A 23824-nucleotide genomic window follows, 5' to 3' on the forward strand; every position below is an offset into this window, starting at 1 on the left:
AGCGCTGATTGTCCGCATAAATGACCTCGCGCAGAAGAGCCGACGGCGATTAATCTTCGTGCGACAATCGCCACTTGCCCGCAATCATCCGCCAGGAGGCAGCCATGCCCTATCGTCCCAACCCGCGTCGTCCCTTGCCCGTTCAGCTTAGCGCGCTGCAACTGACCGGCAGTATTGCCCTGGGCATGTGGCTGGGCTTTCTGGCCATCGCCCTGACCTGCTGGCTGATTTCGCGTTTTGTGTTGACCGAACAACTGGCGCCGGTTGCCCAGGCCGTGCAGCAACTGGCCAAGCCGCCAGCGGCCGTCCAGGTGCAACCGGACATTCCGCCACAGAGTCCGCTGTTCGAGCAGTACGAAGAAAACCTGCGCAAGAACGAGCAGCAGGCACGGCTGGATCAGGCTCGCGGCAGCAGTCGCAACCAGTCGAATCCGAAATGCCAGTTCTGGCTGCAACAGGACCAGACCGCGCCGAGCGAAAAGAGCCGCACCAACGTTTTGCAATTCTGCGATTGATCATGAACAAGCACACCGTCCACCAACTGATCCTCGACAAACTGCGCGTCGACCTCGACATCGCCGAGCGCGCCGCGCAGACCGCTTATGAAACCGCGACCCACGAAGAGAACATCGCCGAGAACAAGTACGACACCCTCGGACTTGAGGCTTCCTATCTGGCGGCGGGTCAGGCGAAACGGGTCGAGGAAATCCGTCAGTCACTGGCGCTATGCCAGAACCTGACGCTGCGCGCCTACGACGAAAATCGCGGCATCGAGATCGGCGCCCTGCTCGGCCTGGAAGACGAAAAGGGTCGCGAACAATGGCTGTTTCTGGCCCCGGATGCAGCGGGCCTGAAAGTCGATGTGGTGGGTCAGCCGATTACTGTCATCAGCCCACGCTCGCCGCTGGGCAAAGGCCTGCTGGGCAAGTTCGAGGGCGATGAGGTGGAGATTCTGGTGGCAGGCACCCGGCAACAGTTTGCTGTCACCGAGGTGCTTTGAGGCAGGGTCTTAGTGGACCGGCAGTTCGACGCCGTCGAACAGCTCTTCCAGTTCCTGCTTGTTGTGACACTGGATGGCTTTGGCCATCACTTCGCGGGTCAGGTGTGGGGCGAACTTCTCGATGAAGTCGCACATGAAACCACGCAGGAAAGTACCGCGACGGAAACCGATCTTGGTGATGCTCGACTCGAACAGTTCGCTGGCATCCAGCACCACCAGGTCGTTATCGAGCTTGGTGTCGACCGCCATTTTGGCGACGATGCCCACACCCAGACCCAGACGCACGTAAGTTTTGATCACGTCGGCGTCGGCGGCGGTAAACACCACTTTCGGCGTCAGGCCACGATGGCTGAAGGCTTCGTCGAGTTTCGAACGGCCGGTGAAACCGAACACGTATGTCACGATCGGATATTCGGCCAGCGCTTCGAGGGTCAGCTTCGGCAACTTGGTCAGCGGGTGGCCCTGAGGCACGACCACGCAACGATTCCAGCGATAGCACGGCATCATCACCAGATCACCGAACAGCTCCAGCGCTTCGGTGGCGATGGCGAAATCGACCGTGCCGTCAGCGGCCATCTCGGCGATCTGCATCGGCGACCCTTGGTGCATGTGCAGCGCCACGTCCGGGTATTGCTTGATGAAATTGCTGATCACCGGCGGCAATGCGTAACGTGCCTGGGTGTGGGTGGTGGCGATCGACAGGGTACCTTTCTTCTCGTTGGAGAATTCCTGAGCGATCTGCTTGATGCTTTCGACCTTGCGCAGGATCTCGCCAGCGGTGGTGATGATGCGCTCGCCGGCCGGGGTGACGCGGGTCAGGTGTTTGCCGCTGCGAGCGAACACTTCAACGCCAAGTTCGTCTTCCAGCAGACGGATCTGTTTACTGATACCCGGTTGCGAGGTGTAAAGGCTTTGGGCGGTAGCGGAAACGTTGAGGTCGTGGTGCGCCACTTCCCAGATGTAGCGCAATTGTTGAAGCTTCATATGTATCCCTCAAAGCAGGTAGACGCCACGGGCATCAGCGACGGTATATAACTATATTAATGGTTTGATGAATAAATCTAGAACTTTTTTATCAAAACGCCATTATTCCCGCTTCAGCGATCCCCCCGGCGCCGACGCTCCACCAACGGCACCAGATAGACCGGCACCTTGGCCAATTGCAGGACCCGGGTCGCCGTGCGCCCCAGAGGCGTTTCCGCCCCTACGCCGTGGCTGTGAGTGCCTACGATCAGCAAATCCACAGAGAGTTTCTGCACCTGGTCGAGAATCACCTGCGCCGGATCGCCCTGCACCACCCGAACCGCGCAAATCCGCTGCAGATCCTGCTCGCCCTCGTCGCCCAGCTCTTCGCGAAAACTGTCGAGCACCCGTTGCTCGATACTGGCGATGACAGTTTTCAGACCCTGACTGTGAAATTCGTTCAATGCCTGTTCGTCGAGATAACTCTGCAACACCGACTCGGCAAACAGCCCCATGGGCTCCACTGCATGCACCACGTACAAGTCGGCATTGAATGTCCGCGCCAGTGCCAGGGCATGCTGCATCACTAACGGTGCGTACAGACCGAGGTCAGTGGCATACAGCATCGAACGAATCATATGACCTCCTCGCGTGCCAACATGGCGGAGATTTGATTCAGCTTAGCAGTGCCTTGGCGACTACGACGTGCGACGCAACGTCTTGAAGCACAGGGGCTTTAGATCGACGTTTCGTTGCTGATGCCATGCGGCACATGGCCGGTGGCGACCACTTCACGGGCGAGCTCGCAGTGTCCGGCCTGATCGTCGAAAAACACGTCGGCGGCAAAGGCTTCGAGGAATGCCGATTTGGTCAGACCGCCGAGGAACAGCGACTCGTCGAGGCGGATATCCCACTCGCGCAAGGTGCGGATCACCCGCTCATGGGCCGGTGCCGAACGCGCGGTGACCAGCGCCGTGCGGATCGGGCAGTCGTCCTCGGGGAACTCGCGTTGCAGTGCATTGAGCGCCGCCAGAAAACCTTTGAACGGCCCACCGCGCAATGGCTCGCGTGCCGACTCGCGCTCCTTGGCCTGGAACGCCTCCAGCCCGCCGGACTGATAAACGCGTTCGGACTCGTCGGAGAACAACACCGCGTCACCGTCGAAGGCAATGCGCAACTCATCACTCGCGGCACGGCTGGCGCCACCGGACAGAATCGTTGCTGCCGCAAATCCGGCATCCAGTGCGGCGCGCACATCCTCAGCGTGCGTGGACAGAAACAGGTCACAGCCAAAGGCCTTGAGATACGGATACGGGCTGCGTCCGCCGACAAAGGCCGCCCGGGAAATGTCCAGCCCGTAGTGATGAATCGAGTTGAACGCGCGCAGGCCGGTATCGGCACTGTTGCGCGAAACCAGAATCACCTCGACCCGGGCGCGGTCGAGGCGACTGTTGAGGCTCAGGAGTTTTTCCACCAGCGGAAACGCATCACCGGGCGCGAGAATTTCGTCTTCGTGTTCGATCTGGTATTGCCGATAGGCTTCGACGCCGCTCGACAGGTAGACCTTGTGACTCTCGCTCAGGTCGAACAGGGCGCGAGACGAGATCGCCAGCACCAGTTTGTCATCGATGTTCTTGGCCATGCCTTCCCCCCACTCTCGCAAAAAACCGACTCAGGTGTTGCGCCGGTCGATAAACCCCAACGTGCGATACAGCGCTTCGATTCGCGGCAATTCACATCCCGCCGCCTTGGCGGCGGCCAATGGCCGGGCGTAAATCGCTTCCAGCTCCAGCGGCCGTTTGTGCAGAAAATCGTGGTACATGCTCGGCCAGTAGTCGGGCATTTTCTCGGTCATTGTGAACAGGTACTCGGCGTAACCGGGCGGCATGTCGTGACCACAGGCCTTGGCGCCCTGCACCACTTCAGCCATCAACGCCTTAATCAGCGCGCGACTGTCGGTGTCGGCCATCAGCGGCGTGGTGCCGGCGCCGAGCAGCACCGAGAGACCGTTGTAAGGAATATTCCACACCAGTTTCTGCCAGCGTGCCTGTTGCAGATTGGCCATCGCCTGCGAATCGATGCCCGCGGCGCGGAACAGACTGGCGCCCTCTTCAACGAGCGTCATGCGCGCCGCATCGTCCATTGCCGGGCCGCTGTGATAGCCGACGTTCACCGCCCCCAGCGCCTGATGAGTGATGTGCCCCGGGCCTTCGCGATGCACGCAGATCAGGCACAGGCCGCCGAGCAGATGCAGGGAGTCGGGCAGCCACTCGCGCAGGCTGTCTTCGACGTCCAGACCGTTCTGCAGCACCAGCACTTTTGCGCCGGGCCTGGCCGTGGCAATGATCGCCGGGGCCAGACCCGCGCTGCTGGTGGTCTTGGCGCCGACCAGCAACCAGTCGCAGGCCGGCATGTCCTCGGCCTTGGCATACGCTTGCACCGGGTTCAATGTCAGCGTGCCATGCACGGCACTGTCCACTTGCAACCCCCGCTCGGCCACCGCTGAAAACTCACTGCGCAGTAAAAAGTGCACATCGAAACCGGCCCGAGCCAGCATCAAACCGTAAAACCCGCCAATTGCGCCGGTGCCGATAATCCCGATCACCGGTTTGCTGTCTGCTCCCACCATCTATGGCAACTCCTCTGCAATTCGACTCAACGCCTGCGTAACTGCCGCGTTCAGCGCAGCGGCGGTCAGGCGCGTGTGCAATGCCCCAAAGAACTCGCCGTCGCGCACCACAAACAGCGCCGGCAAATGAAAAACCTGATAGCGCTCCACCAGCCCGCCGTTGTCGCCCGCATCGATCCAGCACAGGCGATCAACCGCCAGCGCGAACCCGGGCAACACCTCTCTGGCATAGCGGCAGCTGGAACAGCCGACACTGGTGAAAATCACCAGCGAAACGCCGCTCATCGCCAGCAGCCGCTGGTCGGCGTCGAAATCGGTCAGCTCGGATTCGACCACTATACTGGGGGAAACAATGTCAAATGGCCGACACAGGGAGTCTGTGCTCATGGGACGTTTCATTCCTCATCCGGACGAAGTGCCGGTTGAATTAACCTTGCTCAAGCCCGAGTGTATTTCCAGGCAACAGCTGCACACTATCAGCCTCGGCGGGATCGCTTGCAATTATCACCGCGCCTGGCGCCACGGCACCGCCCTTGAAGTGCGCCTGCCGACGCTCAATGCCGACCTCTGTTTTCCGGGCTATGTGGCGTGGTGCCTGCGACGCAAAAAGGGCTATCTGGTGGGGATCGCGTTCACTGATGAGCAGACGTTGTTCAGCGCCCGGATGGGCGAACAGGTGTGCCAGATCGAACGCTATTGCCGCATGAACGAGGCCCATGACGACCTGCAGGATATTCAGGCGCTGGCCCTGCAATGGGTCGAACAACACGCCACCGAGTTCTCCCACGACAGCGTGCACAAGGCTTTTGCCCAGCCAGTGCTGGATTAAAGCGGCGCTTGCCCATTGTCGAGCCGCGTCTGACGCGCTAAGGTTCGGCTCCCCGACGCGCTTAAATCTGCTGTGCTCCGCCGCGCGGGGATCGCTGGCGGCCGGCACCCGTGACCTGACGAGTAAACGATGGCTGATTTACCGATCAACGACCTAAACGTCGCCTCTAACGAGACCCTGATCACTCCCGATCAGCTCAAGCGTGATATCCCTCTGAGCGACGCTGCCCTGCGCACCGTCACCAAGGGCCGCGAAGTCATTCGCAACATTCTTGATGGCACCGACCACCGTCTGTTCGTAGTGATCGGCCCGTGCTCGATCCACGATATCAAGGCTGCCCACGAATACGCCGACCGCCTCAAGGTGCTGGCGGAGGAAGTCTCCGACACCCTGTATCTGGTCATGCGTGTGTACTTCGAGAAGCCACGGACCACCGTCGGCTGGAAAGGCCTGATCAACGATCCGTACCTGGATGACTCGTTCAAGATTCAGGACGGCCTGCACATTGGCCGCCAGTTGCTGCTGGACCTGGCCGAGAAAGGCCTGCCGACCGCCACCGAAGCCCTCGACCCGATCTCCCCGCAGTACCTGCAGGATCTGATCAGTTGGTCGGCCATCGGCGCGCGTACCACCGAATCCCAGACGCACCGTGAAATGGCTTCCGGCCTGTCTTCGGCTGTCGGCTTCAAGAACGGCACCGATGGCGGCCTGACCGTGGCGATCAACGCCCTGCAGTCGGTTTCCAGCCCGCACCGTTTCCTCGGTATCAACCAGGAAGGTGGCGTGTCGATCGTCACCACCAAGGGCAACGCCTACGGTCACGTGGTGCTGCGTGGCGGCAATGGCAAGCCGAACTACGATTCGGTCAGCGTCGCCCTGTGCGAACAGGCGCTGAACAAGGCGAAGATCAAGCCGAACATCATGGTCGATTGCAGCCACGCCAATTCCAACAAGGATCCGGCCCTGCAACCGCTGGTGATGGAGAACGTCGCCAACCAGATCCTCGAAGGCAACCAGTCGATCATCGGCCTGATGGTCGAGAGTCATCTGAACTGGGGCTGCCAGGCCATCCCGAAAGACCTCGCCGACCTGCAATACGGCGTGTCGATCACCGATGCCTGCATCGACTGGTCCGCCACCGAGAACACCCTGCGCAGCATGCACGCCAAGCTCAAGGATGTGCTGCCGAAACGCCAGCGCAGCTGATCAACGTTTCACGGGCATAAAAAAACGCCGGGCAATGCCCGGCGTTTTTGTGTGTGCGATTCAGATCTTGGCGGCGCGGCGCTGATGACGTTCCATATATCGCTCGACGTAGGAGCACGACGGGATCACCGTATAACCCATTTCTTCGGCGTATTGCAGCGCGCTTTCGGTCAGCGCTGCGGCAATGCCACGGCCGCGCAGGGCGTTGGGCACGAAGGTGCGATAGATATCCAGGGTCTGTTTCCCCAGATCCATATAAGTCAGGTAGGCACGATGACCGTCCACATTGGTCTCGAACTGATGACCAGCCTGGTCATGGTGGATGGACAACGCCTCGCTCATCACTACTCCTCGCGGGTCTTGAATTCTGACCCCTACCTTACCGATGTTTTTCCGACGAAGGAACATCTACGCCACCCTGTGCCTGATGGACACCGAGAAAAACCACACCGGTCTCGCGCAATCGAGCACGTCATAAATAGTAGGCACCATTGGCGAAAATGCTCAAGGTGCGCTCGTCATCATGCTCGTTGAACGGGTAACTCCGATGGGCGTAGTGGCAGGCGCGGGGACGATATTCCCCAGGCGCTCGCCTGAACATTGCCGGATGTCGAGACTTAAGACGCAGGCTCTTCTTTAAAGTCACCTCAAGAGCGACAAAGATATGTGAGGTGTCATGCAAAATCGGAACAAAAGTGTAGACGAATGCATCTAGGCAGACTTGGTGCAAGACGCAGAAACAGCACGGGACAGCGGGAACTTTTTCTCATTAACACGCTCAAGCCGGGGCCTGTAGCTGGATATTTTTTATACAGCCCGGTTAAAAGTTGCTCGAAAAAGAATCAACGCCTACAATTTTTTTTGCTTCTTGCGCTACGTCAGTTTACTTACTACAAGTAATGGGTAGTATGTACGCCGGCTATTTCCTCAATCGGAGGAGAAAGCCACTTAATTGAAAGTCCTTGAAGGGGAACACGATGAACAACGTTCTGAAATTCTCTGCTCTGGCTCTGGCCGCAGTTCTGGCTACCGGTTGCAGCAGCGCATCGAAAGAAACCGAAGCACGTCTGACCGCTACTGAAGACGCAGCTGCTCGCGCCCAGGCTCGTGCAGACGAAGCATACCGTAAAGCTGATGAAGCTCTGGCTGCTGCTCAAAAAGCACAACAGACTGCTGACGAAGCTAACGAGCGTGCTCTGCGTATGCTGGACAAAGCTAGCCGCAAGTAATAATCCCTCGGGATTGTTATCAAGCCGACCCAGTTTCTGGGTCGGCTTTTTTGTGCCTGCAGCTTTTGTCCGGACAATAAAAAACCCGCCGACGCTTCTTGCATCGGCGGGTCTGGATCGAGCTTATTGCTGCAGGTCGATCGGCGCACTCGAGACAATCGGTGCCGAGGTATTCGGCGTGCCGATTTCGGTTGGCAAACCGTCTTCAGCCGCCACCACATCACGTACCACATCCCAGTTCACGCGCAGATTGTTGGTCACGTCTTCGCGCTTGAGCATCGCGTTGATCACCGCCGTGTGCTTGTCGACCACCGACGGGTTGCCCTTGTCGTCGATTGGCGTGTGCGCTTCCAGATAGACCTTGCCGCCACTGCTGCCGAACTTGTACGCGTCATTGAGGATGCGCACCGAAGTGCCGACCGGCACCATGGCCGCCATTTCCAGGACGTTGTTGTTGAACATCCGGAAGCAGCCGTGGCTGGTGCGCATGCCGATGCCGAACTTCTTGTTCGAGCCGTGGATCAGGTAGCCCGGAGTGCCCAGGGTGAACTTGAACGGGCCCAGCGGATTGTCAGGACCGGCCGGCACCACGTTCGGCAGCGGATCACCATCGGCGGCGTGCTCGGCCTTGATCGACGCAGGAGGGGTCCAGGTCGGGTTCGGCGTCTTGGCGGTGATCGAGGTATGCGCGATTGGCGAACCCCAACCTTCACGGCCGATACCCAGCGGGAAGGTGTACACCACGTTCCGGCCTTTCGGGTAGTAGTAGAGACGGTATTCGGCGAGGTTGATCACGATGCCCTCGCGCGGCCCCGGCGGCAGAATGAACCGCGTCGGCAGAACGATTTCGGTACCGGCGCCCGGCAGCCAGGCATCGACACCCGGGTTGGCCGCGACCATTTCCGAATAGCCCAGGTCGTACTTGGTCCCCAGGTCAGCGAAGGTGTCTTCGTACTTGGCCTTGATCACCTGCACCTGACCGATGATGTCCTCACCAGGCGGTGGCAGGGGAAACTCCAATGCAGCAACGGGACCGGCCACACACAGGGCGGCAAGTGACAGGCAGCGGGTGACGGCAGGAAAGCGCGGCAACATCCGGAAAATCCTTCGCATGATCAACAAGGGGTATAAGGGCGCGATTGTACACCGCACCTCGGGAATTCGGGGAGATGCGCCGATGGGCAGCCAGAAGTCTTCATGCAGGCTGCGATCTATTGGTCCTAAAGCTCGAAACGCAACTCAGGCCAGATCGGCGAGGTGCCACGTTTTTGCGACTCGAGAATCGCCCGGCACAATGAACACAGACGCTGATCCTGGAACACCCGGCGATCGACGCTGGACCAGCGCGGCTGCGCCGGCAACAGACTGCCGCACAACGTACGGTCGGCCGAGCCTCCGAGTTCGAGCTGACGGGTCACCAGATGCACCCGCACTTCCTGGCAGGCGAACAGATCCAGCTGTTCGTCAGGCTCGATCAGTTGATAGGCAAACAGGGACCAGGCAGGACGCGGCATCGGGGGCTCCAAATAAGGGGGCGCCACATTAGCCGAAAGCCTGCCACTAGAAAAGCCTCATAACAGCGGTTTTAGCGTCGGCCAGACATTTTCCAGCAACTTGCCCTGAGCCCCGACTGCCGGGTGCAGACCATCGGCCTGCATCAGCTCGGGATGCCCACCCACGCCTTCGAGGAAAAACGGTACCAGCGGGATGTTTTTCTCGTCCGCAAGTTTGCCGTAGACCTCGGCAAAGGCATCGGTGTAACGCTTGCCGTAGTTGGGCGGCAATTGCATGCCGAGCAGGAGCACCTTGGCACCGGTCTGGCGCGAGCTGTCGATCATTGCCGCAAGGTTTTGTTGCAATTGCGTTGGCGGCATTCCGCGCAGGCCGTCATTGCCGCCCAATTCGAGGATCACCAGTTCCGGCTTATGCTCTGCAAGCAGCGCCGGCAGGCGCGCCTGGCCTCCGGCACTGGTGTCACCGCTGATGGAGGCGTTGACCACCTTGTCGTCAAAACCTTCAGCCTTGAGCCGTTGCTCGAGCAGCGATACCCACCCCAGGCGGGTATCCAGTCCGAAACCGGCGCTGATACTATCGCCAACGATCAGGACAGTACCCGCCGCTGCGTTCTGGGCCAAGCACATCAAGGCCAGGCCAGCACTCAAAAACCACACACGCATCGGATTCTCCATGGGCGCAAGCATTCTCACCGCGAAGAACCTCAGCAAAGTGGTTCCCAGCGCGGAAGGTGAACTGACTATCCTGCACGAACTCAGCCTGGAACTGAACCAGGGCGACAGCCTGGCCATCGTCGGCGCGTCCGGTTCCGGCAAATCCACCCTGCTCGGCCTGCTCGCCGGTCTCGATTTGCCGAGCAGCGGCGAAGTCATTCTCGCCGGGCAAGGCCTGAGCAGTCTCGACGAGGACCAGCGCGCGCGCATCCGTGCCGAGCACGTAGGCTTCGTCTTTCAGTCGTTCCAGTTGCTCGACAGCCTCAACGCGCTGGAAAACGTCATGCTGCCGCTGGAACTCGATGGCCGCAAGGACGCCCGTGAGCGCGCCACTGAATTGTTGCAGCGCGTCGGCCTCGGCCAGCGCCTGACGCACTCGCCGCGCCAGCTCTCCGGTGGTGAACAGCAGCGCGTGGCGATTGCCCGGGCTTTCGCTGCCGAGCCGGACGTGCTGTTCGCCGACGAACCCACCGGCAACCTCGACAGCCACACCGGCGAGCGCATCAGCGACTTGCTGTTCGAACTGAACAAGGAACGCGGCACCACGCTGGTACTGGTGACCCACGACGAACGCCTGGCCCATCGCTGCCGGCGCCTGATTCGACTTGAAGCCGGGCTGCTGGTCGCCCCTCTGGAGCCTTGATGGCACGTCTGCCGCTCTTGCGCCTGTTCAGTCTCGCTCTTCGCCAATTGCTGCGCGATGCCCGCGCCGGCGAACTTCGCGTGTTGTTCTTCGCCCTGCTGGTGGCGGTGGCTGCGAGTACCGCCATCGGTTACTTCGGCGCCCGTCTCAACGGCGCGATGATGCTGCGCGCCACCGAGTTCCTTGGCGCCGACCTGGTCCTTGAAGGCAGTTCGCCGGCCCGCGACGAACAGATTCGCAGCGGCACCGAGCTGCGTTTGAATCATGCACAGGTGGTGGAATTTTCCAGCGTCGTCGCCACCGATAACGGCATTCAGTTATCGAGCATCAAAGCCGTCGACCGCGCTTATCCACTGCGCGGCGAACTGAAAAGTGCCCCGGCGCCGCTTGCCGCCGAGACAACCGGCGGCGAACCGCAACCCGGTGAAGCGTGGGTCGAGGCACGTTTGCTGACCGCCCTGGACCTGAAAATCGGCGACAGCATCGACGTCGGCATGAAAACGCTGAAACTGACCCGCGTGCTGACCTACGAACCGGATCGCGCCGGCAATTTCTACAGCCTCACGCCTCGGGTGATGATCAACCTCGATGACCTTGCCGCCACCGGCGTGGTCCAGCCCGGCAGCCGCGTCAGCTACCGCGAGCTGTGGCGCGGCGAACCGCAGGCGCTGGAAACCTATCGTCAATTGCTCAAACCGGGCCTGGCCGCCAATCAGCGCATTCAGGATGCGCGCGACGGTAACCGGCAGATTGGCGGCGCACTGGGCAAGGCCGAGCGCTACCTGAACATGGCGAGTCTGGTCGCGGTATTGCTGGCCGGCGTGGCCGTGGCACTGTCTGCAAACCGCTTTGCCAGTCGCCGCTTCGACGCCAGTGCCTTGCTGCGCTGCCTCGGTTTGTCGCGTCGAGAAACCATGCTGTTGTTCAGTATTCAACTGAGCGTACTGGGTTTGTTCGCCGCCCTCAGTGGCGCGGTGCTTGGCTGGCTCGCACAACTGGGGCTGTTTGCCCTGCTGCACGATCTGCTGCCGGCAGATGTCCCGCCGGGCGGCCTGTTTCCGGCGATGGCCGGCATCGGTACGGGACTGGTAGCACTCGCCGGTTTCGCCCTGCCACCGCTTGCTGCGCTGGGTCGGGTGCCGCCACTGCGGGTACTGCGCCGTGACATGCTGCCGATTCCGTCGAGTACCTGGATGGTCTACGGTGCGGCACTGGGCGCACTGGGTCTGATCATGTGGCGCCTGAGTCTGGATCTGTTGCTGACTTTCGCCCTGCTGGGCGGCGGTGTAATCGCGGCGCTGGTATTGGGTGGTTTGCTGTTGTTGCTGCTCAACAGCCTGCGACGGATGCTCGCCCGTGCGCCGCTGCCGTGGCGCCTCGGTCTGGGTCAGTTGTTGCGTCATCCGCTGGCGGCGGCCGGGCAAGCGCTGGCGTTCGGTCTGATTCTGTTGTCGATGGCATTGATCGCTCTGCTGCGCGGCGAGCTGCTCGACACCTGGCAAAACCAGTTGCCGAAAAACGCACCGAATTACTTTGCCCTGAACATCCTGCCCGCGGACAAACAGGCCTTCACCGATCACTTGATCAAGGTGTCCGCGCAGGCGGCGCCGCTTTACCCGGTGGTGCCGGGACGGCTGATCAGCATCAACGGCGAACCGGTGCAGCAGATCGTCAGCAAGGATTCAGCCGGCGACCGCGCAGTGCAACGCGACTTGAGCCTGACCTGGGCCGCCGACTTGCCGGCCGGCAACACGCTCACCGCCGGTGCGTGGTGGACCGGGCAACCCTCGGAAGACATACCGGGCGTGTCGGTGGAAGGCAAAGTCGCCGAAAGCCTCAAGCTCAAACTCGGCGATCGCATGGTGTTCAGCGTGGGCGGGGTCAATCGTGAAGCCAGGGTCACCAGTCTGCGCGAAATCAATTGGGACAACTTCCAGCCGAACTTCTTCATGATCTTCCAGCCCGGCACCCTGAGGGATCTGCCGGCGACCTACCTGACCAGTTTCTATCTGGCACCCGGTCACGATCAGCAGATTGTCGAACTGTCACGGGCATTCCCGGCGGTGACCATCCTTCAGGTCGAAGCCTTGCTCGAACAGCTGCGCAGCATCCTCGCTCAGGTCACCCTGGCGGTGGAATACGTGTTGTTATTTGTGCTGGCGGCGGGGATGGCGGTGCTGTTCTCTGGCTTGCAGGCCACGCTGGACGAGCGCATTCGCCAAGGCGCGTTGTTACGCGCACTGGGCGCGCAACGGCAGTTGCTGGTTAAGGCGCGGCGTATCGAGTTCGGTCTGCTCGGCGCGGTCAGCGGTTTGCTGGCGGCCATCGGTTCGGAAGTGGTGAGTCTGGTGCTGTATCGCTTTGCCTTCGATCTGCCATGGCATCCGCATCCATGGCTGCTGGTGCTGCCATTGATTGGCGCCGCACTGATTGGCGGTGCCGGCGTGTTCGGCACGCGTCGAGCACTGAATGCGAGTCCGCTGACAGTCTTGCGCGAGGGTTGATAGACTCCAGCCTTCGTCACCACAAGAAGTTGCCATGAGCCGTTATCGCCCTCCCCGCACCGCCGGCACCGCGCTGATCACCCCTGAAGGTGAAGCGCGGATGCGCGCCGAATTCCATGAACTGTGGCATGTGCGCCGCCCGCAAGTGACGCAGGCAGTCAGCGAGGCAGCGGCGCAGGGCGATCGTTCGGAAAACGCCGAGTACACCTACGGCAAGAAAATGCTGCGCGAGATCGACAGCCGCGTGCGATTTCTCACCAAGCGTCTCGAAGCACTGAAGGTCGTCAGCGAAAAACCCAGCGATCCGAACAAAGTCTACTTCGGCGCCTGGGTCACCATCGAGGACGAAGACGGCAAGCAGTCGCGCTACCGTATCGTCGGCCCGGATGAACTGGATCTGAAACTGGGTCTGATCAGCATTGACTCACCGCTGGCTCGTGCCTTGATCGGCAAGGCGCTGGACGCCGAGGTTCGGGTGCAGACGCCAACCGGTGAGCAGTTTGTCTATATTGTGGCGATCGAGTATCCGTAACTCTCAGCGGCGCGTGATCAGTCCCTGACGCGCAACGCGGGTCAGTTGCTTGATCATTTCTGGCGCGTCTTCAGCGCTCGGCGCCTGAATCACGGCGAGGTCAAAACTGTCACTGGCAAAGCGCGCCAGCGACTCGCCGTCTTCAACGAACTGGATCAGGAACGCAGCAGGCCCGCCGCTGCGGCGTGGCCAGCCATCCAGATAACGCAACAGCGTCGGCTGGTGTTTGCCGCCAAGCAGGATTTTTGGATTGCGTTGGGTGATGTGTGCCGTGATCGGCGCGGGACGTGCTGGAGGGCGTAGTGCATTCATCGTGTCGTGTCTCTGCCTCAAAAGTCTGCATGGCAGGTGAGAGGCAACACCGAACCAGCGCTTTAGCGGTATTTCGAAGCCCTGTTCCGGCTTCTGACGGTAACTGTCTGAGTCACCTGGCGCCCCGCAAGTAGCTGTTTAAATCGGCGCATGAGCAACATCCTAGAGAACGTGACCGATGAGTGTCAAGAATCAGCCACAACAAAAAAAGGCCCGCACAATGCGGGCCTTTTGCTTGATCCAGAGCGCTCAACCGGCGATGGCGCGATCCACTGACAGCTTGCCGGCGCCTTCGATCATCACCGCGAGGCTGCCACCGAGCAACGCGAGGGCGAACTCGTAACCGTTGTTGGCCATGAACAGACCATTGCTGATGTGCACGGTGAAGATCGCCACCAGCGACAGGAAGGTCAAACCCAGCGCCGCCGGGCGCGCCAGCAGGCCGATGATCAACGCCAGACCGGCAAAAAACTCAGTACCGCCGGCCAGCGTGGCCATCAGGTAACCCGGGTGCAGACCGATGCTGTCCATGTACTGCGCGGTGCCTGCCAGACCGTAACCGCCAAACAGACCAAACAGCTTTTGCGAACCGTGAGCGGCGAAGATCACGCCGACCGCGATGCGCAGAATGGTCAGGCCGTAACCGGCGCGAGTGAACAGAACCTTGTTGATCAGTGAGCTCATGAGGCATTCCTTGTTTTGCGAGAAGTGTGTTGGGATTGGCCGCTATATTAATCAGTTAAATTCATGTTAAAAGCGCAATTATTTCGCCATAACAATCAAATTATTTGATCATTTCCGTGAGGCGACTTTTTGTTCCCGGGGCTCCAGTGACTCCCGCTCCCGGTCGAACGCCAGGTAGTACTTGTTCACGCTATTAACATAGCTGACGGGGCCCATGCCCACCTGCTCCATGGCGATGCGCTCGACCTGAAAAAACCACTGGTTGGGATTCAGCCCGCGCCGCCGAGCCTCGGCGCGCATGCCTTGCACCCGTTCCGGACCGATGTTGTAAGCGGCCAGTGTGAACGCCATGCGCTCGCGCTCATTGAGTTTCGGACTGTTGAAAAACTTGCGACGGATCATCGCCAGATACTTGGCCCCGGCCTGCACATTCGCATCGAGATTCTGGATGTTATTCACACCGACCCGCTGCGCTGCGGACGGGGTGATCTGCATCAACCCGGTCGGGCCGCTGCCGCTGCGGGCGCCGGGTTGCAGGGCCGACTCCTTGAAGGCCAGCGCCGCCAGGTTCAGCCAGTCCATGTTCTGTGCATCGGCGTGTTTTTGCAGAGTCGGGCGCAGTTTTTCCAGACGCTGACGGTCAGCCTTGGCCAACGGATAGTGCACTTGGTAGAGCCGTCGATAAATCCGCAGAAACTCTGCATCCTCGTTCGCCGGCTTTCTGTAGCCGGCCAGGAAACGATCGATGCTCGCCCGCAGCATCGAGGCATCACGGCGCACAAACCAGTACTCCTCACCCGGTTCACTGATCATCAATTGCCGGTCAAAACGCAGCTTGGGCAGGATCTTGCCCCAACGCTCGGCGATCGGTTGCTCAACGATAGTCAGGTGGAAAATTCCGCCCTGCACCATCTCCAGCACGTCCTCGACCGCCAGCGTCGGATCGACCCATTCGATCTTGATCGGCGCCAGTTTGTGCAGCGCCAGTTTCTGATTGAGCTGGCTCACCGCGTCCCCTGCCGCACTGCCGGTTGGCAAGGCCAGGGTCTTGCCGGAAAGCTGCTCGACCTTGGTGTAACGACGCTCGCCCTTGATACCGACCAGCACCAGCGGCACGTTGCTGGCGATCGGCTCGCTGCTGGCCACCGAGTGGCCGGGTTGCAGATCAAGCAGCTCGCCGGGCGCCACCAGATCACCTTCGCCGCGTTGCAACGCGCCGAGCAGTTGATCCTTGGCTTTGGGAATGATCTTGAGAGTGACTTCCTGGCCGTCGCGGGCGTGGCCATTGAGGTATTGCTCGAAGGCGCGCAGGCGATGGTATTCGACACCGATGGCCTGGCCCTGGACTTCTCCGGAGCTGTTGCGACTCTGGTTGACCAGCACTCGCAGTACGCGGCTGCTGCGTATCTCCGACAGGTCGCGGACCTTGGCGGCCGGCACGGCTTGCTGTGGCCCGGGCAAGCGCGCAACCGCCGTTATCGGCAGTAGCAGCGACGCACACAACAGGAGCAAAACCGAGGGACGATGCATCCACTCTCCGGAAAGAATACGGGGCGTTTTTTAACCGCTGAACGGTCGAAATCGCCGACGAAAACAGAGCGCCTGGAGCGCTGGCAAAGTGCGAGAGACTGGCACAGTGATGGCTTATCCGCCAACCCGGGCTCTGTCACGGCATCAAAAGACAGCTATAACTCTTTGTAGTTCTTGGCTTTTCTTATAAATCTACAGCTCTGGTATGCTTTCCGGCCTTCGGCCCGAGGTAGAACCATGCAACTCATCGATATCGGCGTCAACCTGACCAACCCCGGTTTTGCTGAAAAACATCAGGCCGTGCTCGACCGCGCCTACGCTGCCGGGGTCTGCCAACTGGTGCTGACCGGCACCAGCGTCGAAGGTAGCGAACAGGCGCTGGAGCTGTGCCGGCAACTGGATGACGGCGGCCAACAGCTGTTCGCCACCGCTGGCATTCACCCGCATTCGGCCAGTGACTGGAATGCTGACAGCGCGCGCCGGTTGCGCAGTCTGCTGCACGAGCCAAACGTGGTCGCCGTGGGTGAATGCGGGCTGGATTTCAACCGTGATTTCTCGCCGCGCCCGCAACAGGAAAAAGTCCTCGAAGAACATCTGGCGCTGGCGGTAGAACTGCAATTGCCGGTGTTCCTCCACGAACGCGATGCCAGTCAGCGCTTGCTGGAGATCCTCCGGGACTTCCGTGATCAACTGCCCGCCGCCGTGGTGCACTGCTTCACCGGCGAGCAAAAAGCCCTGTTCAGTTACCTGGATCTGGACCTGCACATCGGCATCACCGGCTGGATCTGCGACGAGCGCCGCGGCACGCACCTGCACTCGTTGGTCAAGGAGATCAAACGCGGACGATTGATGCTCGAAAGCGACGCGCCGTACCTCCTGCCCCGCACCCTGCGGCCAAAGCCGAAGAACGGCCGCAATGAGCCGGCGTATCTGACCGAAGTATTGCGCGAAGTGGCGTTGCACCGAGGCGAGAGCGAGGAAGACCTGGCGGCGCACACCACCGCGTGTGCCCGTGCGTTCTTCAACCTCCCCGCCCTTCCCTGACACACCGAAATTCTCCTGTGGGAGCGAGCCTGCTCGCGAAAGCGGTGGTTCAGACGGCATTGGTGCTGGCTGACACGCCCTCTTCGCGAGCAGGCTCGCTCCCACAGGGGGAATGCGTTCTTTTGATGTGTATCAAGATCCGCAGATCTGCATAGCGGCACAATGCTGGCACCTTGCCAAAACTGTTTCCGCTATCAGAGAAGACCTCCATGGGTGCCTGGCTTAGCAATATCTCGCTGAAATACAAATTCTGGGCGGTCAACGCGGTCGCTTTCGTCACCACCCTGTTGCTGGTGCTGTACGCCGTGCAACTGGAACAGCAGGCGCGCAGCCACGCGACGCAGGCATCCGCCCAGGCCCAGGCACAATTGCTCAAGGCCTGGCCGGCCGGGCAGGCATTGCCCAAGGCTGATCAGATTCTGACCTTCAAACGCGGGGAAGCGCCGCGCCTCAACGATCAGCCGGTGCTGGAGATCAGCGACAACAACGGCTGGAACGAAATCAATCACCTGCCATTGTTCGGCAGTAACCCGTTAATGGGCGCCGAAGTGTTCAGCCGTGCCGACGGCCAGCAGGTGGCAGTCATTGCCTATGGTCCAAGCCTGGCGCAAGTATTCAGCGAACGTTTTGCCAACTACGCGGTGGCAGTGTTCATCCTGATGCTGGCCATGCTCGGCGCTTCGCAACTGCTGATCCGCTTCCTGCTCAGCCAACTCAACACCTTGAAAGACGTGATGCTGCACGTCGAGAAAAGCGGTGACCTCTCGGCCCGTGTGCCGCTGGCGTGCAAGGACGAAGTCGGGCAGATGGCCAATGCGTTCAACGCAATGCAGGCTGGCTACCAACGGGTGGTCACCACCGTCGCCAACACCGCGCGGCAACTCGACGTCGGTGCCGCGCGTCTGGCGGCGAGCATGAACGAAGTGCGCCACGGCATGCTCGGCCAGCAAAGTGAAACCGATCAGGCCGCCACCGCAATCAACGAAATGACCGCCACGGTTTATCACATCGCCCAGCACGCCGGCGCCACCCGCGATCTGTCGCAGACCGCCGATGGTCTGGCCGGCAGCGGTCAGCAAGTGGTCAGTCGCGTACAGCAGTCGATTGCCGGACTCTCCAGCGGCGTGCAGCAGACCGCCGAAATGATCCAGCGCCTGGCCGAAGACAGCCAGAAGATCAACGGCGTGGTCAGCGTGATTCACAGCATCGCCGAGCAAACCAATCTGCTGGCGCTGAACGCCGCCATCGAAGCAGCCCGTGCCGGCGAGATGGGCCGCGGTTTTGCGGTGGTCGCTGATGAGGTGCGCAACCTGGCGAAACGCGTGCAGACCTCCACCGATGAAATCACCACCATGGTCTCGGCGCTGCAGGCCGGCACCCGCGATGCGGTGGACTTCATGCAGGAGAGTTCGTACAAGGCCGACGACTGCGTGCAGCAGGCACAGGAGGCTGGCGAGGCGCTGGCGGAAATCACTGGCGCCGTGGCGCAGATGCGCGAGAGCAACACGCAGATTGCGGTGGCGGCCGAGCAGCAGAGCCAAGTGGCGGAAGAGATGAATCGGGCAGTGGTGAGCATTCGTGATGTGACTGAAAACACCGTGCAGCAGACCGTGGATTCGGCGACCACCAGTAATGAGTTGGCGACGTTGGCCGGGGAGCTCAACAAGGCAATCGGGCAGTTGAAACTCTGAAGATCAAAAGATCGCAGCCTTCGGCAGCTCCTACAGGTATACGCATTTCAATGTAGGAGCTGCCGAAGGCTGCGATCTTTTTTTGTTCACCATTACTATGATGCCAATAGCCAACCTTGATTCGCCGCCCCACCCGCCCCGGCCTATTCTTCAAGCATGTGTTCAACATGGATCGAGGAGTAGTCAACATGGGCAAACGTCACCCCAACCTTCCCGCGTGGCAATGGCGCACGTACCCGAACAATCACCAGCACCCGACCAATCTGGTGCTGCACTTGATTGCCGTGCCGCTGTTCATCGTCGCGTTTCTGTTGATCGTGTCCGGAGTGTTCAGCCTGAGCCTGGCCAGTGTCGCCATCGGCGTAATCGGGATTGTCGCGGCGCTGGGTCTGCAGCGCCACGGCCACAGCCTGGAGGCGCAAGCCTCCGAGCCGTTCAGTGATCGCAAAGATGCCGTGTCGCGCTTGCTGGTCGAGCAGTTCCTGACCTTTCCACGGTTTTTCCTCAGTGGCGGCTGGCGGCGCGCCTGGCGGGAGCGCCATCGTCGGCACTGAGTGACTCAGGCAAAAATCGTCACGGTCTGGCGACTCATGGCAATCAACTCACCCTCCGCGCTCCACAGCTTGGCGGCGACATGTCCGTAGCCGTCGGCGGCGTATTCGATGTCGGCCAGGTATTTGCACCAGTCCAGGGTGCTCAGGTCGCGTAGCGGTTGCACGAATTCGATGGTCCAGGTCAGCGTGCTGCCCGGTGCCGGTTTCTTCAGATACGGCAACAAGGCCGGTGGCCACGCATCCACCAGCGCCAGCAGATGCGCCTCATTGACCGGTTCTTCCTTGACGTCCCCACGCAAGCGCACCCAGCCGCCCATCTGCCGCGATTTATTGCCAGTGAACGGCATGCCGCCAATACTCCAGCGCATCGCCAGGTGCCGCATGAATTCCGGGGTCACGCCTTTGATATAGGGCAACTCCTGGCATTCTTCCCAGTGTTTCATTTCAGCTGCCGGATAGGCCTCGACCGCGACTTCCGAAGGCCGCGAAGCACCGAAGCTGCCTTGCACAATCGTCACCACCTGACCGTTCTGCAGGGCACGCCCCAGCACCTGACTGACCGCTTTGCCTTCGCGCAACACATCGACTTCGAAACGCACCGGGACGTCCGGCTCCACCGGGCCGACAAAGGTGATCGCCAACGAACGTACCGGGCGATCGGCCGGTACTTTCGCGCGCATGGTTTCGTATTGCAGCGCCGCGACCAGGCCGCCAAAACTGGCCCGGCCCTGACCCCACTCGGCGGGAATGGTCACTTCTGGCTGGCGACGAACCGCCTCGAGCAGATCGGAAAAGCGCATGACAACCTCGGCAAGCGAAAAAGGAATGCAGCGATCTTAACCAGCATGGCAGAGCGCCGCAGCGTCTATTCCGGTCAAATGGACTGACAGAAAGGCCTTACCCCGATTTCCCACTCAAAGAAAAACCCCTGTAGGAGCTGCCGAAGGCTGCGATCTTTTGATTTTAAAAAACAAAGATCGCAGCCTTCGGCAGCTCCTACAGGGGCCGGGTGATATCGAGGTTATTTGAAGCAGGCTGAACTGAGTTTTTCCAGAACGCGATCGGCCTTGGCTTCAGCCTTGATCAGGCCCGCCTGCCAGGTCGCAACACAGGGTTGCAGATCGCTTTCCTGCTCGGCCCGCGCCAGCCACTGCCAGCAATCGTGCCAGTCACCCAGCGCACCCTGCGCCGACTTCAGCCGCCCCAGCGCCGGCTCAGGCAGGCGATCGAGTTCCGGATAGGCTTCGATGCCATACCGCACGCGCTTGATCAGCAAGCGCAGACGATGCCGGTCGTGGGCCGGATCGTGCAGGGCCTCGTCGAGTTTTTTCCATTGTTTGTGCAGGCGTTTTTCGATGCGTTTGCCCAGCCCCTTGAGCAGACCCTGACGCTCGGAGGCACGCAAAAATCGCGGGAAAGCGTCGAGGATGATCAGCAGCGAAGCCACTTCGGCGCTGGCTGCCAACGCTGGATAGGCTTCGTCCATTTGCGCCATGCGCCGCTGCGCCGCTTGCGGTTGATCATGCTTGAGCAGGTACGCCGCCAGCACCTCGCGGTCACGCCACGGCGTGGTCAACTGACCGACCGCCGAGGCGGCACCTTCCAGTTGCTCGACCCCGGGCAAACCGCGCAAAGGCCGAAGCAGGCTGCGCAAGCGCCGTACCGTAGTGCGCAAGTCATGCAGCGCCTCGGGGTCGGTACGCGCAGTCAAGCGCGCCTGACAGGCGAGCAAACGCACTTCCAGACTCAGGACATGAGCCACCAACCGGTCAACCAACGCAGACATCATTTGCTCCTGATTCACATGGCTTGAAGGATGAGTCTGCCGTCAGAAGGCAGGCGCATCCTTGCGTCAAGTCAGCAGCTTAGCGTCCGGCGCGGGATTCGCGAATATAGAAACGGGCTTTCTCGGCCTTTTTGCTGCAGCCTTCGAAGCCTTCGAATTGCTGTTGAGTCTTGGCCGCCGTCAGCAATGACAGCGCCTTGGAGTAACTGACCGTGCCGGCAAAACCTTCGGCCTTGGCCAGGTCCAGTTCATGCCACGCCGCATCGAGCTGACTGCCACAGCTGTCACGATAAGCAGTCTTGCCAGCGCAACCGGCCAATGCCAGCGCAATCAACGGCACACAGATCCAGGCTTTCATCACTCACACCTCAAAATAGGTCAACAGTCGTGCAGGTAAGACGTTCCGGCGCGGGAAAAGTGCCTTGGCGCCCCATGAATCTGCGGTGACCAAAGCATAGCGCCGAGTGATCACGTCGTAGCGAAAAAACGACGCGCCCGCGGCCCCGAACGACCCTGACGATTGTCGCCCGCCCCCGGATGGGTGCATTGTGAAGCCTTGTCGGGGAGGAAGCTTGATGAAAAAGCGTGTTGCACTGGTGCTGGGCTCCGGTGGCGCCCGGGGTTACGCCCATATCGGAGTCATCGAAGAGATCGAAAGACGCGGTTACGACATTGCCTGCATTGCCGGTTGTTCGATGGGGGCGGTGGTCGGAGGAATCTATGCGGCGGGCAAACTCGATCAGTATCGCAACTGGATCGAAACCCTCGACTATCTGGACGTGCTGCGGCTGGTGGACGTGAGTTTTCGTCTCGGGGCCATTCGCGGCGAAAAGGTCTTCGGGCAGATCCGCAAGATCGTCGGCGAAATCAACATCGAAGACCTGCGCATCCCCTACACCGCGGTCGCCGCCGACCTGACCAACCAGCAGGAAATCTGGTTTCAGGAAGGCTGCCTGCATCAGGCGATGCGCGCCTCGGCGGCGATTCCCAGCCTGTTCACGCCGGTGATGCAGGGCAATCGAATGCTGGTGGACGGCGGCATTCTCAACCCGTTGCCGATTGTGCCGGTGGTGTCCAGCCACTGCGACCTGATCATCGCGGTCAACCTCAACGCCACCAACCAGCGGCATTACAAATTGCCGGTGATCCAGCGCCCACCAGCGTTTCGTTCGCGCTTCGACAGCCTGCTCAGTTCGCTGGGTTCGAAGATGCCGTTCCGCCGCAAACAGGCCGAGCAATTGCTGCTGCTTGAACAGGAAGCCCTGCGTGCGGAGGCGGCGGACATCAACCCGTGGCTGGAAGGCAGCGAACCGGAAAGTCAGCAACCGGCAGCGGCCCCCGAGCGCGAAGGCGCGCCGAAGTCCGCCACCGGTTCGTTCATCATCGACAACGTCGGACCGGCGTCACTGCTGGACTTGATCAACCAGAGTTTCGAGGTGATGCAGACCTCGTTGGCGCAATACAAGATCGCCGGCTATCCGCCGGACATCCTGATCAACGTGCCGAAGCGCGTGTGCCGGTTTTTCGAGTTCTACAAAGCGCCGGAACTGATCGCGCTGGGGCGGGAGATTGCGCGGGATACGCTGGATCGGTATGAGAGTGAGCAGGGTTGAAATCCCGGCTGGCTGTCAGGGCCTCATCGCTGGCAAGCCAGCTCCCACAGGGTTCTGCGCAGTTATTGAAATTTGTATTTCACACCTTCCACTGTGGGAGCGGGCTTGCCCGCGAAGGCGTCAGCTCAGCCAACCCGAAACCTACAGACTGTTATCACTGATCAGCCGATACCCGACGCCAGCTTCAGTCACGATAAACCGCGGCCGAGTCGGATCATCCGCCAGCTTCTGGCGCAAATGCCCAACGACAATCCGCAAATAATGACTGTCCTCGGTATGCGTCGGCCCCCAGATGTCTTTGAGCAATTGCTGTTGGGTGATCACCCTGCCCGGATGCCGTGCCAGTTGCGCCAGTACCGCGTATTCCTTGCGGGTCAGCGCCACTTCGGCGCCATCGAGCAACACCCGCCGATAGGCCAGATCCACGGTCAACGGGCCGAACGTCAGCGCCGCCTGTTGCGCCTCGCCAGCCGGTGCCTGACGCAACAACGCGCGGACCCGGGCAAGAAACTCCTGAATGCCGAACGGTTTGGTCACGTAGTCGTTGGCGCCGCCATCCAGCGCCTGGACTTTCTGCCCTTCGCTGGCCCGCACCGAGAGCACCAGCACCGGCGCGGTGGCCCACTCGCGAAACTCGCGCAGCACCTGCTGGCCGTCCATGTCCGGCAGGCCGAGGTCGAGCACCAGCAAGTCCGGCTTGTTCAGCGCCGCCTGCGCCAGGCCTTCAGCACCCGTGCCGGCCTCGAGCACTTTGTAGCCTTGTGAGGCGAGGCTGATGCGCAGGAATTTACGGATCTGCGGTTCGTCATCGATGACCAAAATGGTCGCGGTCTGGCTCATGAATTCA

Annotated in this window: 28 protein-coding genes; 12 read left to right on the top strand and 16 right to left on the bottom strand. The window is 60.7% G+C overall.

The features are described from left to right. The first annotated feature begins 104 nt into the window (after positions 1 to 104). Together ACM6HV_RS23385 and ACM6HV_RS23390 are read left to right on the top strand one after the other, a co-directional pair. Positions 105 to 515 (top strand): hypothetical protein, encoded by a 411-nt coding sequence (locus ACM6HV_RS23385; RefSeq protein ID WP_414905402.1) that lies wholly within the window; start codon positions 105 to 107, stop codon positions 513 to 515. A 2-nt stretch (positions 516 to 517) separates the two neighbouring features. Further along, positions 518 to 1000, top strand: coding sequence for a GreA/GreB family elongation factor (locus ACM6HV_RS23390; protein ID WP_095668655.1), 483 nt, complete (start codon positions 518 to 520; stop codon positions 998 to 1000). A 9-nt stretch (positions 1001 to 1009) separates the two neighbouring features. Here ACM6HV_RS23390 and cysB read toward each other — a convergent pair whose 3' ends face one another. From cysB to ACM6HV_RS23415, 5 genes are all read right to left on the bottom strand, one after another. Then, positions 1010 to 1984, bottom strand: coding sequence for an HTH-type transcriptional regulator CysB (gene cysB, locus ACM6HV_RS23395; RefSeq protein ID WP_007908591.1), 975 nt, complete (start codon positions 1982 to 1984; stop codon positions 1010 to 1012). A 113-nt stretch (positions 1985 to 2097) separates the two neighbouring features. After that, on the bottom strand, positions 2098 to 2601 hold the full coding sequence (locus ACM6HV_RS23400; RefSeq protein WP_041069532.1) for a universal stress protein: 504 nt from the start codon (positions 2599 to 2601) through the stop codon (positions 2098 to 2100). 98 nt (positions 2602 to 2699) lie between these two features. Beyond that, positions 2700 to 3605 carry a 5'-nucleotidase gene (locus ACM6HV_RS23405; protein ID WP_047295477.1) on the bottom strand — a complete coding sequence of 302 codons (906 nt, stop codon included), beginning with the start codon at positions 3603 to 3605 and terminating at the stop codon, positions 2700 to 2702. 30 nt (positions 3606 to 3635) lie between these two features. Further along, the gene (locus ACM6HV_RS23410) at positions 3636 to 4592 is read right to left on the bottom strand and encodes a putative 2-dehydropantoate 2-reductase (protein ID WP_414905403.1); all 957 of its coding nucleotides are present in this window, start codon (positions 4590 to 4592) and stop codon (positions 3636 to 3638) included. Continuing rightward, the gene (locus tag ACM6HV_RS23415; protein WP_414905404.1) at positions 4593 to 4979 is read right to left on the bottom strand and encodes a thioredoxin family protein; all 387 of its coding nucleotides are present in this window, start codon (positions 4977 to 4979) and stop codon (positions 4593 to 4595) included. It lies immediately after the preceding gene. Between ACM6HV_RS23415 and ACM6HV_RS23420 the strand changes: the two genes are divergently transcribed. Further along, the gene (locus ACM6HV_RS23420) at positions 4978 to 5421 is read left to right on the top strand and encodes a PilZ domain-containing protein (RefSeq protein ID WP_414905405.1); all 444 of its coding nucleotides are present in this window, start codon (positions 4978 to 4980) and stop codon (positions 5419 to 5421) included. The two genes, ACM6HV_RS23415 and ACM6HV_RS23420, sit on opposite strands and share 2 nt — an antisense overlap. A gap of 129 nt (positions 5422 to 5550) precedes the next feature. Continuing rightward, entirely contained in the window at positions 5551 to 6627 is a 1077-nt protein-coding gene (locus ACM6HV_RS23425; protein WP_003226802.1) for a 3-deoxy-7-phosphoheptulonate synthase, read from the top strand. A gap of 60 nt (positions 6628 to 6687) precedes the next feature. On the opposite strand, the gene ACM6HV_RS23430 is transcribed toward ACM6HV_RS23425, so the two are convergent. Continuing rightward, on the bottom strand, positions 6688 to 6969 hold the full coding sequence (locus ACM6HV_RS23430; RefSeq protein WP_003226804.1) for a GNAT family N-acetyltransferase: 282 nt from the start codon (positions 6967 to 6969) through the stop codon (positions 6688 to 6690). 635 nt (positions 6970 to 7604) lie between these two features. On the opposite strand from ACM6HV_RS23430, the gene oprI reads away from it, so the two are divergent. Continuing rightward, positions 7605 to 7856 carry an outer membrane lipoprotei OprI gene (gene oprI, locus ACM6HV_RS23435; RefSeq protein ID WP_025113130.1) on the top strand — a complete coding sequence of 84 codons (252 nt, stop codon included), beginning with the start codon at positions 7605 to 7607 and terminating at the stop codon, positions 7854 to 7856. Between the two features lie 123 nt (positions 7857 to 7979). On the opposite strand, the gene ACM6HV_RS23440 is transcribed toward oprI, so the two are convergent. From ACM6HV_RS23440 to ACM6HV_RS23450, 3 genes are all read right to left on the bottom strand, one after another. Beyond that, positions 7980 to 8951 (bottom strand): L,D-transpeptidase family protein, encoded by a 972-nt coding sequence (locus ACM6HV_RS23440; RefSeq protein WP_041069516.1) that lies wholly within the window; start codon positions 8949 to 8951, stop codon positions 7980 to 7982. 125 nt (positions 8952 to 9076) lie between these two features. Beyond that, positions 9077 to 9370: a hypothetical protein gene (locus ACM6HV_RS23445; protein WP_003226812.1), complete on the bottom strand. Its 294-nt coding sequence runs from the start codon at positions 9368 to 9370 to the stop codon at positions 9077 to 9079. A gap of 57 nt (positions 9371 to 9427) precedes the next feature. After that, positions 9428 to 10033, bottom strand: a complete 606-nt coding sequence (locus ACM6HV_RS23450) for an arylesterase (RefSeq protein ID WP_414905406.1) — start codon at positions 10031 to 10033, stop codon at positions 9428 to 9430. Between the two features lie 10 nt (positions 10034 to 10043). On the opposite strand from ACM6HV_RS23450, the gene ACM6HV_RS23455 reads away from it, so the two are divergent. The 3 genes from ACM6HV_RS23455 to greB are packed head-to-tail and all read left to right on the top strand — an operon-like array spanning position 10044 to position 13763. Beyond that, positions 10044 to 10727, top strand: coding sequence for an ABC transporter ATP-binding protein (locus ACM6HV_RS23455; RefSeq protein WP_041069503.1), 684 nt, complete (start codon positions 10044 to 10046; stop codon positions 10725 to 10727). Then, a complete protein-coding gene (locus ACM6HV_RS23460; protein WP_414905407.1) occupies positions 10727 to 13231 on the top strand; it encodes an ABC transporter permease in 2505 nt (834 codons plus the stop codon). The genes ACM6HV_RS23455 and ACM6HV_RS23460 overlap by 1 nt, the downstream gene beginning before the upstream one ends. A gap of 34 nt (positions 13232 to 13265) precedes the next feature. Further along, positions 13266 to 13763: a transcription elongation factor GreB gene (greB, locus tag ACM6HV_RS23465; protein WP_016770885.1), complete on the top strand. Its 498-nt coding sequence runs from the start codon at positions 13266 to 13268 to the stop codon at positions 13761 to 13763. Positions 13764 to 13766: 3 nt separating this feature from the next. Here greB and ACM6HV_RS23470 read toward each other — a convergent pair whose 3' ends face one another. From ACM6HV_RS23470 to ACM6HV_RS23480, 3 genes are all read right to left on the bottom strand, one after another. Beyond that, positions 13767 to 14075: a hypothetical protein gene (locus ACM6HV_RS23470; RefSeq protein ID WP_003226820.1), complete on the bottom strand. Its 309-nt coding sequence runs from the start codon at positions 14073 to 14075 to the stop codon at positions 13767 to 13769. 249 nt (positions 14076 to 14324) lie between these two features. Beyond that, on the bottom strand, positions 14325 to 14759 hold the full coding sequence (locus ACM6HV_RS23475) for a DoxX family protein (RefSeq protein ID WP_041069491.1): 435 nt from the start codon (positions 14757 to 14759) through the stop codon (positions 14325 to 14327). A gap of 108 nt (positions 14760 to 14867) precedes the next feature. After that, the gene (locus tag ACM6HV_RS23480) at positions 14868 to 16289 is read right to left on the bottom strand and encodes a transglycosylase SLT domain-containing protein (RefSeq protein ID WP_414905408.1); all 1422 of its coding nucleotides are present in this window, start codon (positions 16287 to 16289) and stop codon (positions 14868 to 14870) included. 237 nt (positions 16290 to 16526) lie between these two features. Here ACM6HV_RS23480 and ACM6HV_RS23485 point away from each other — a divergent pair, with 237 nt between their 5' ends. From ACM6HV_RS23485 to ACM6HV_RS23495, 3 genes are all read left to right on the top strand, one after another. Beyond that, complete coding sequence (locus ACM6HV_RS23485; protein WP_047295491.1) at positions 16527 to 17333, top strand: TatD family hydrolase; 807 nt, start codon at positions 16527 to 16529, stop codon at positions 17331 to 17333. A gap of 209 nt (positions 17334 to 17542) precedes the next feature. Next, on the top strand, positions 17543 to 19024 hold the full coding sequence (locus ACM6HV_RS23490) for a methyl-accepting chemotaxis protein (RefSeq protein ID WP_414905409.1): 1482 nt from the start codon (positions 17543 to 17545) through the stop codon (positions 19022 to 19024). 188 nt (positions 19025 to 19212) lie between these two features. Further along, positions 19213 to 19578, top strand: coding sequence for an Mpo1-like protein (locus tag ACM6HV_RS23495; protein WP_414905410.1), 366 nt, complete (start codon positions 19213 to 19215; stop codon positions 19576 to 19578). 5 nt (positions 19579 to 19583) lie between these two features. On the opposite strand, the gene ACM6HV_RS23500 is transcribed toward ACM6HV_RS23495, so the two are convergent. The 3 genes from ACM6HV_RS23500 to ACM6HV_RS23510 form a co-directional block, all read right to left on the bottom strand. Continuing rightward, complete coding sequence (locus tag ACM6HV_RS23500; protein ID WP_414905411.1) at positions 19584 to 20378, bottom strand: acyl-CoA thioesterase; 795 nt, start codon at positions 20376 to 20378, stop codon at positions 19584 to 19586. A gap of 221 nt (positions 20379 to 20599) precedes the next feature. Next, positions 20600 to 21364 (bottom strand): CHAD domain-containing protein, encoded by a 765-nt coding sequence (locus ACM6HV_RS23505; protein WP_414905412.1) that lies wholly within the window; start codon positions 21362 to 21364, stop codon positions 20600 to 20602. A 79-nt stretch (positions 21365 to 21443) separates the two neighbouring features. Then, entirely contained in the window at positions 21444 to 21722 is a 279-nt protein-coding gene (locus tag ACM6HV_RS23510) for a hypothetical protein (protein WP_041069470.1), read from the bottom strand. A 217-nt stretch (positions 21723 to 21939) separates the two neighbouring features. Here ACM6HV_RS23510 and ACM6HV_RS23515 point away from each other — a divergent pair, with 217 nt between their 5' ends. Further along, positions 21940 to 22977 carry a patatin-like phospholipase family protein gene (locus ACM6HV_RS23515; RefSeq protein WP_047295500.1) on the top strand — a complete coding sequence of 346 codons (1038 nt, stop codon included), beginning with the start codon at positions 21940 to 21942 and terminating at the stop codon, positions 22975 to 22977. A gap of 141 nt (positions 22978 to 23118) precedes the next feature. Here ACM6HV_RS23515 and ACM6HV_RS23520 read toward each other — a convergent pair whose 3' ends face one another. After that, a complete protein-coding gene (locus tag ACM6HV_RS23520; protein ID WP_121186527.1) occupies positions 23119 to 23817 on the bottom strand; it encodes a response regulator in 699 nt (232 codons plus the stop codon). Positions 23818 to 23824 lie beyond the last annotated feature (7 nt).

Source organism: Pseudomonas sp. IT-P260, from assembly GCF_949768395.1.
Classification (GTDB): Bacteria; Pseudomonadota; Gammaproteobacteria; order Pseudomonadales; family Pseudomonadaceae; genus Aquipseudomonas; species Aquipseudomonas parakoreensis.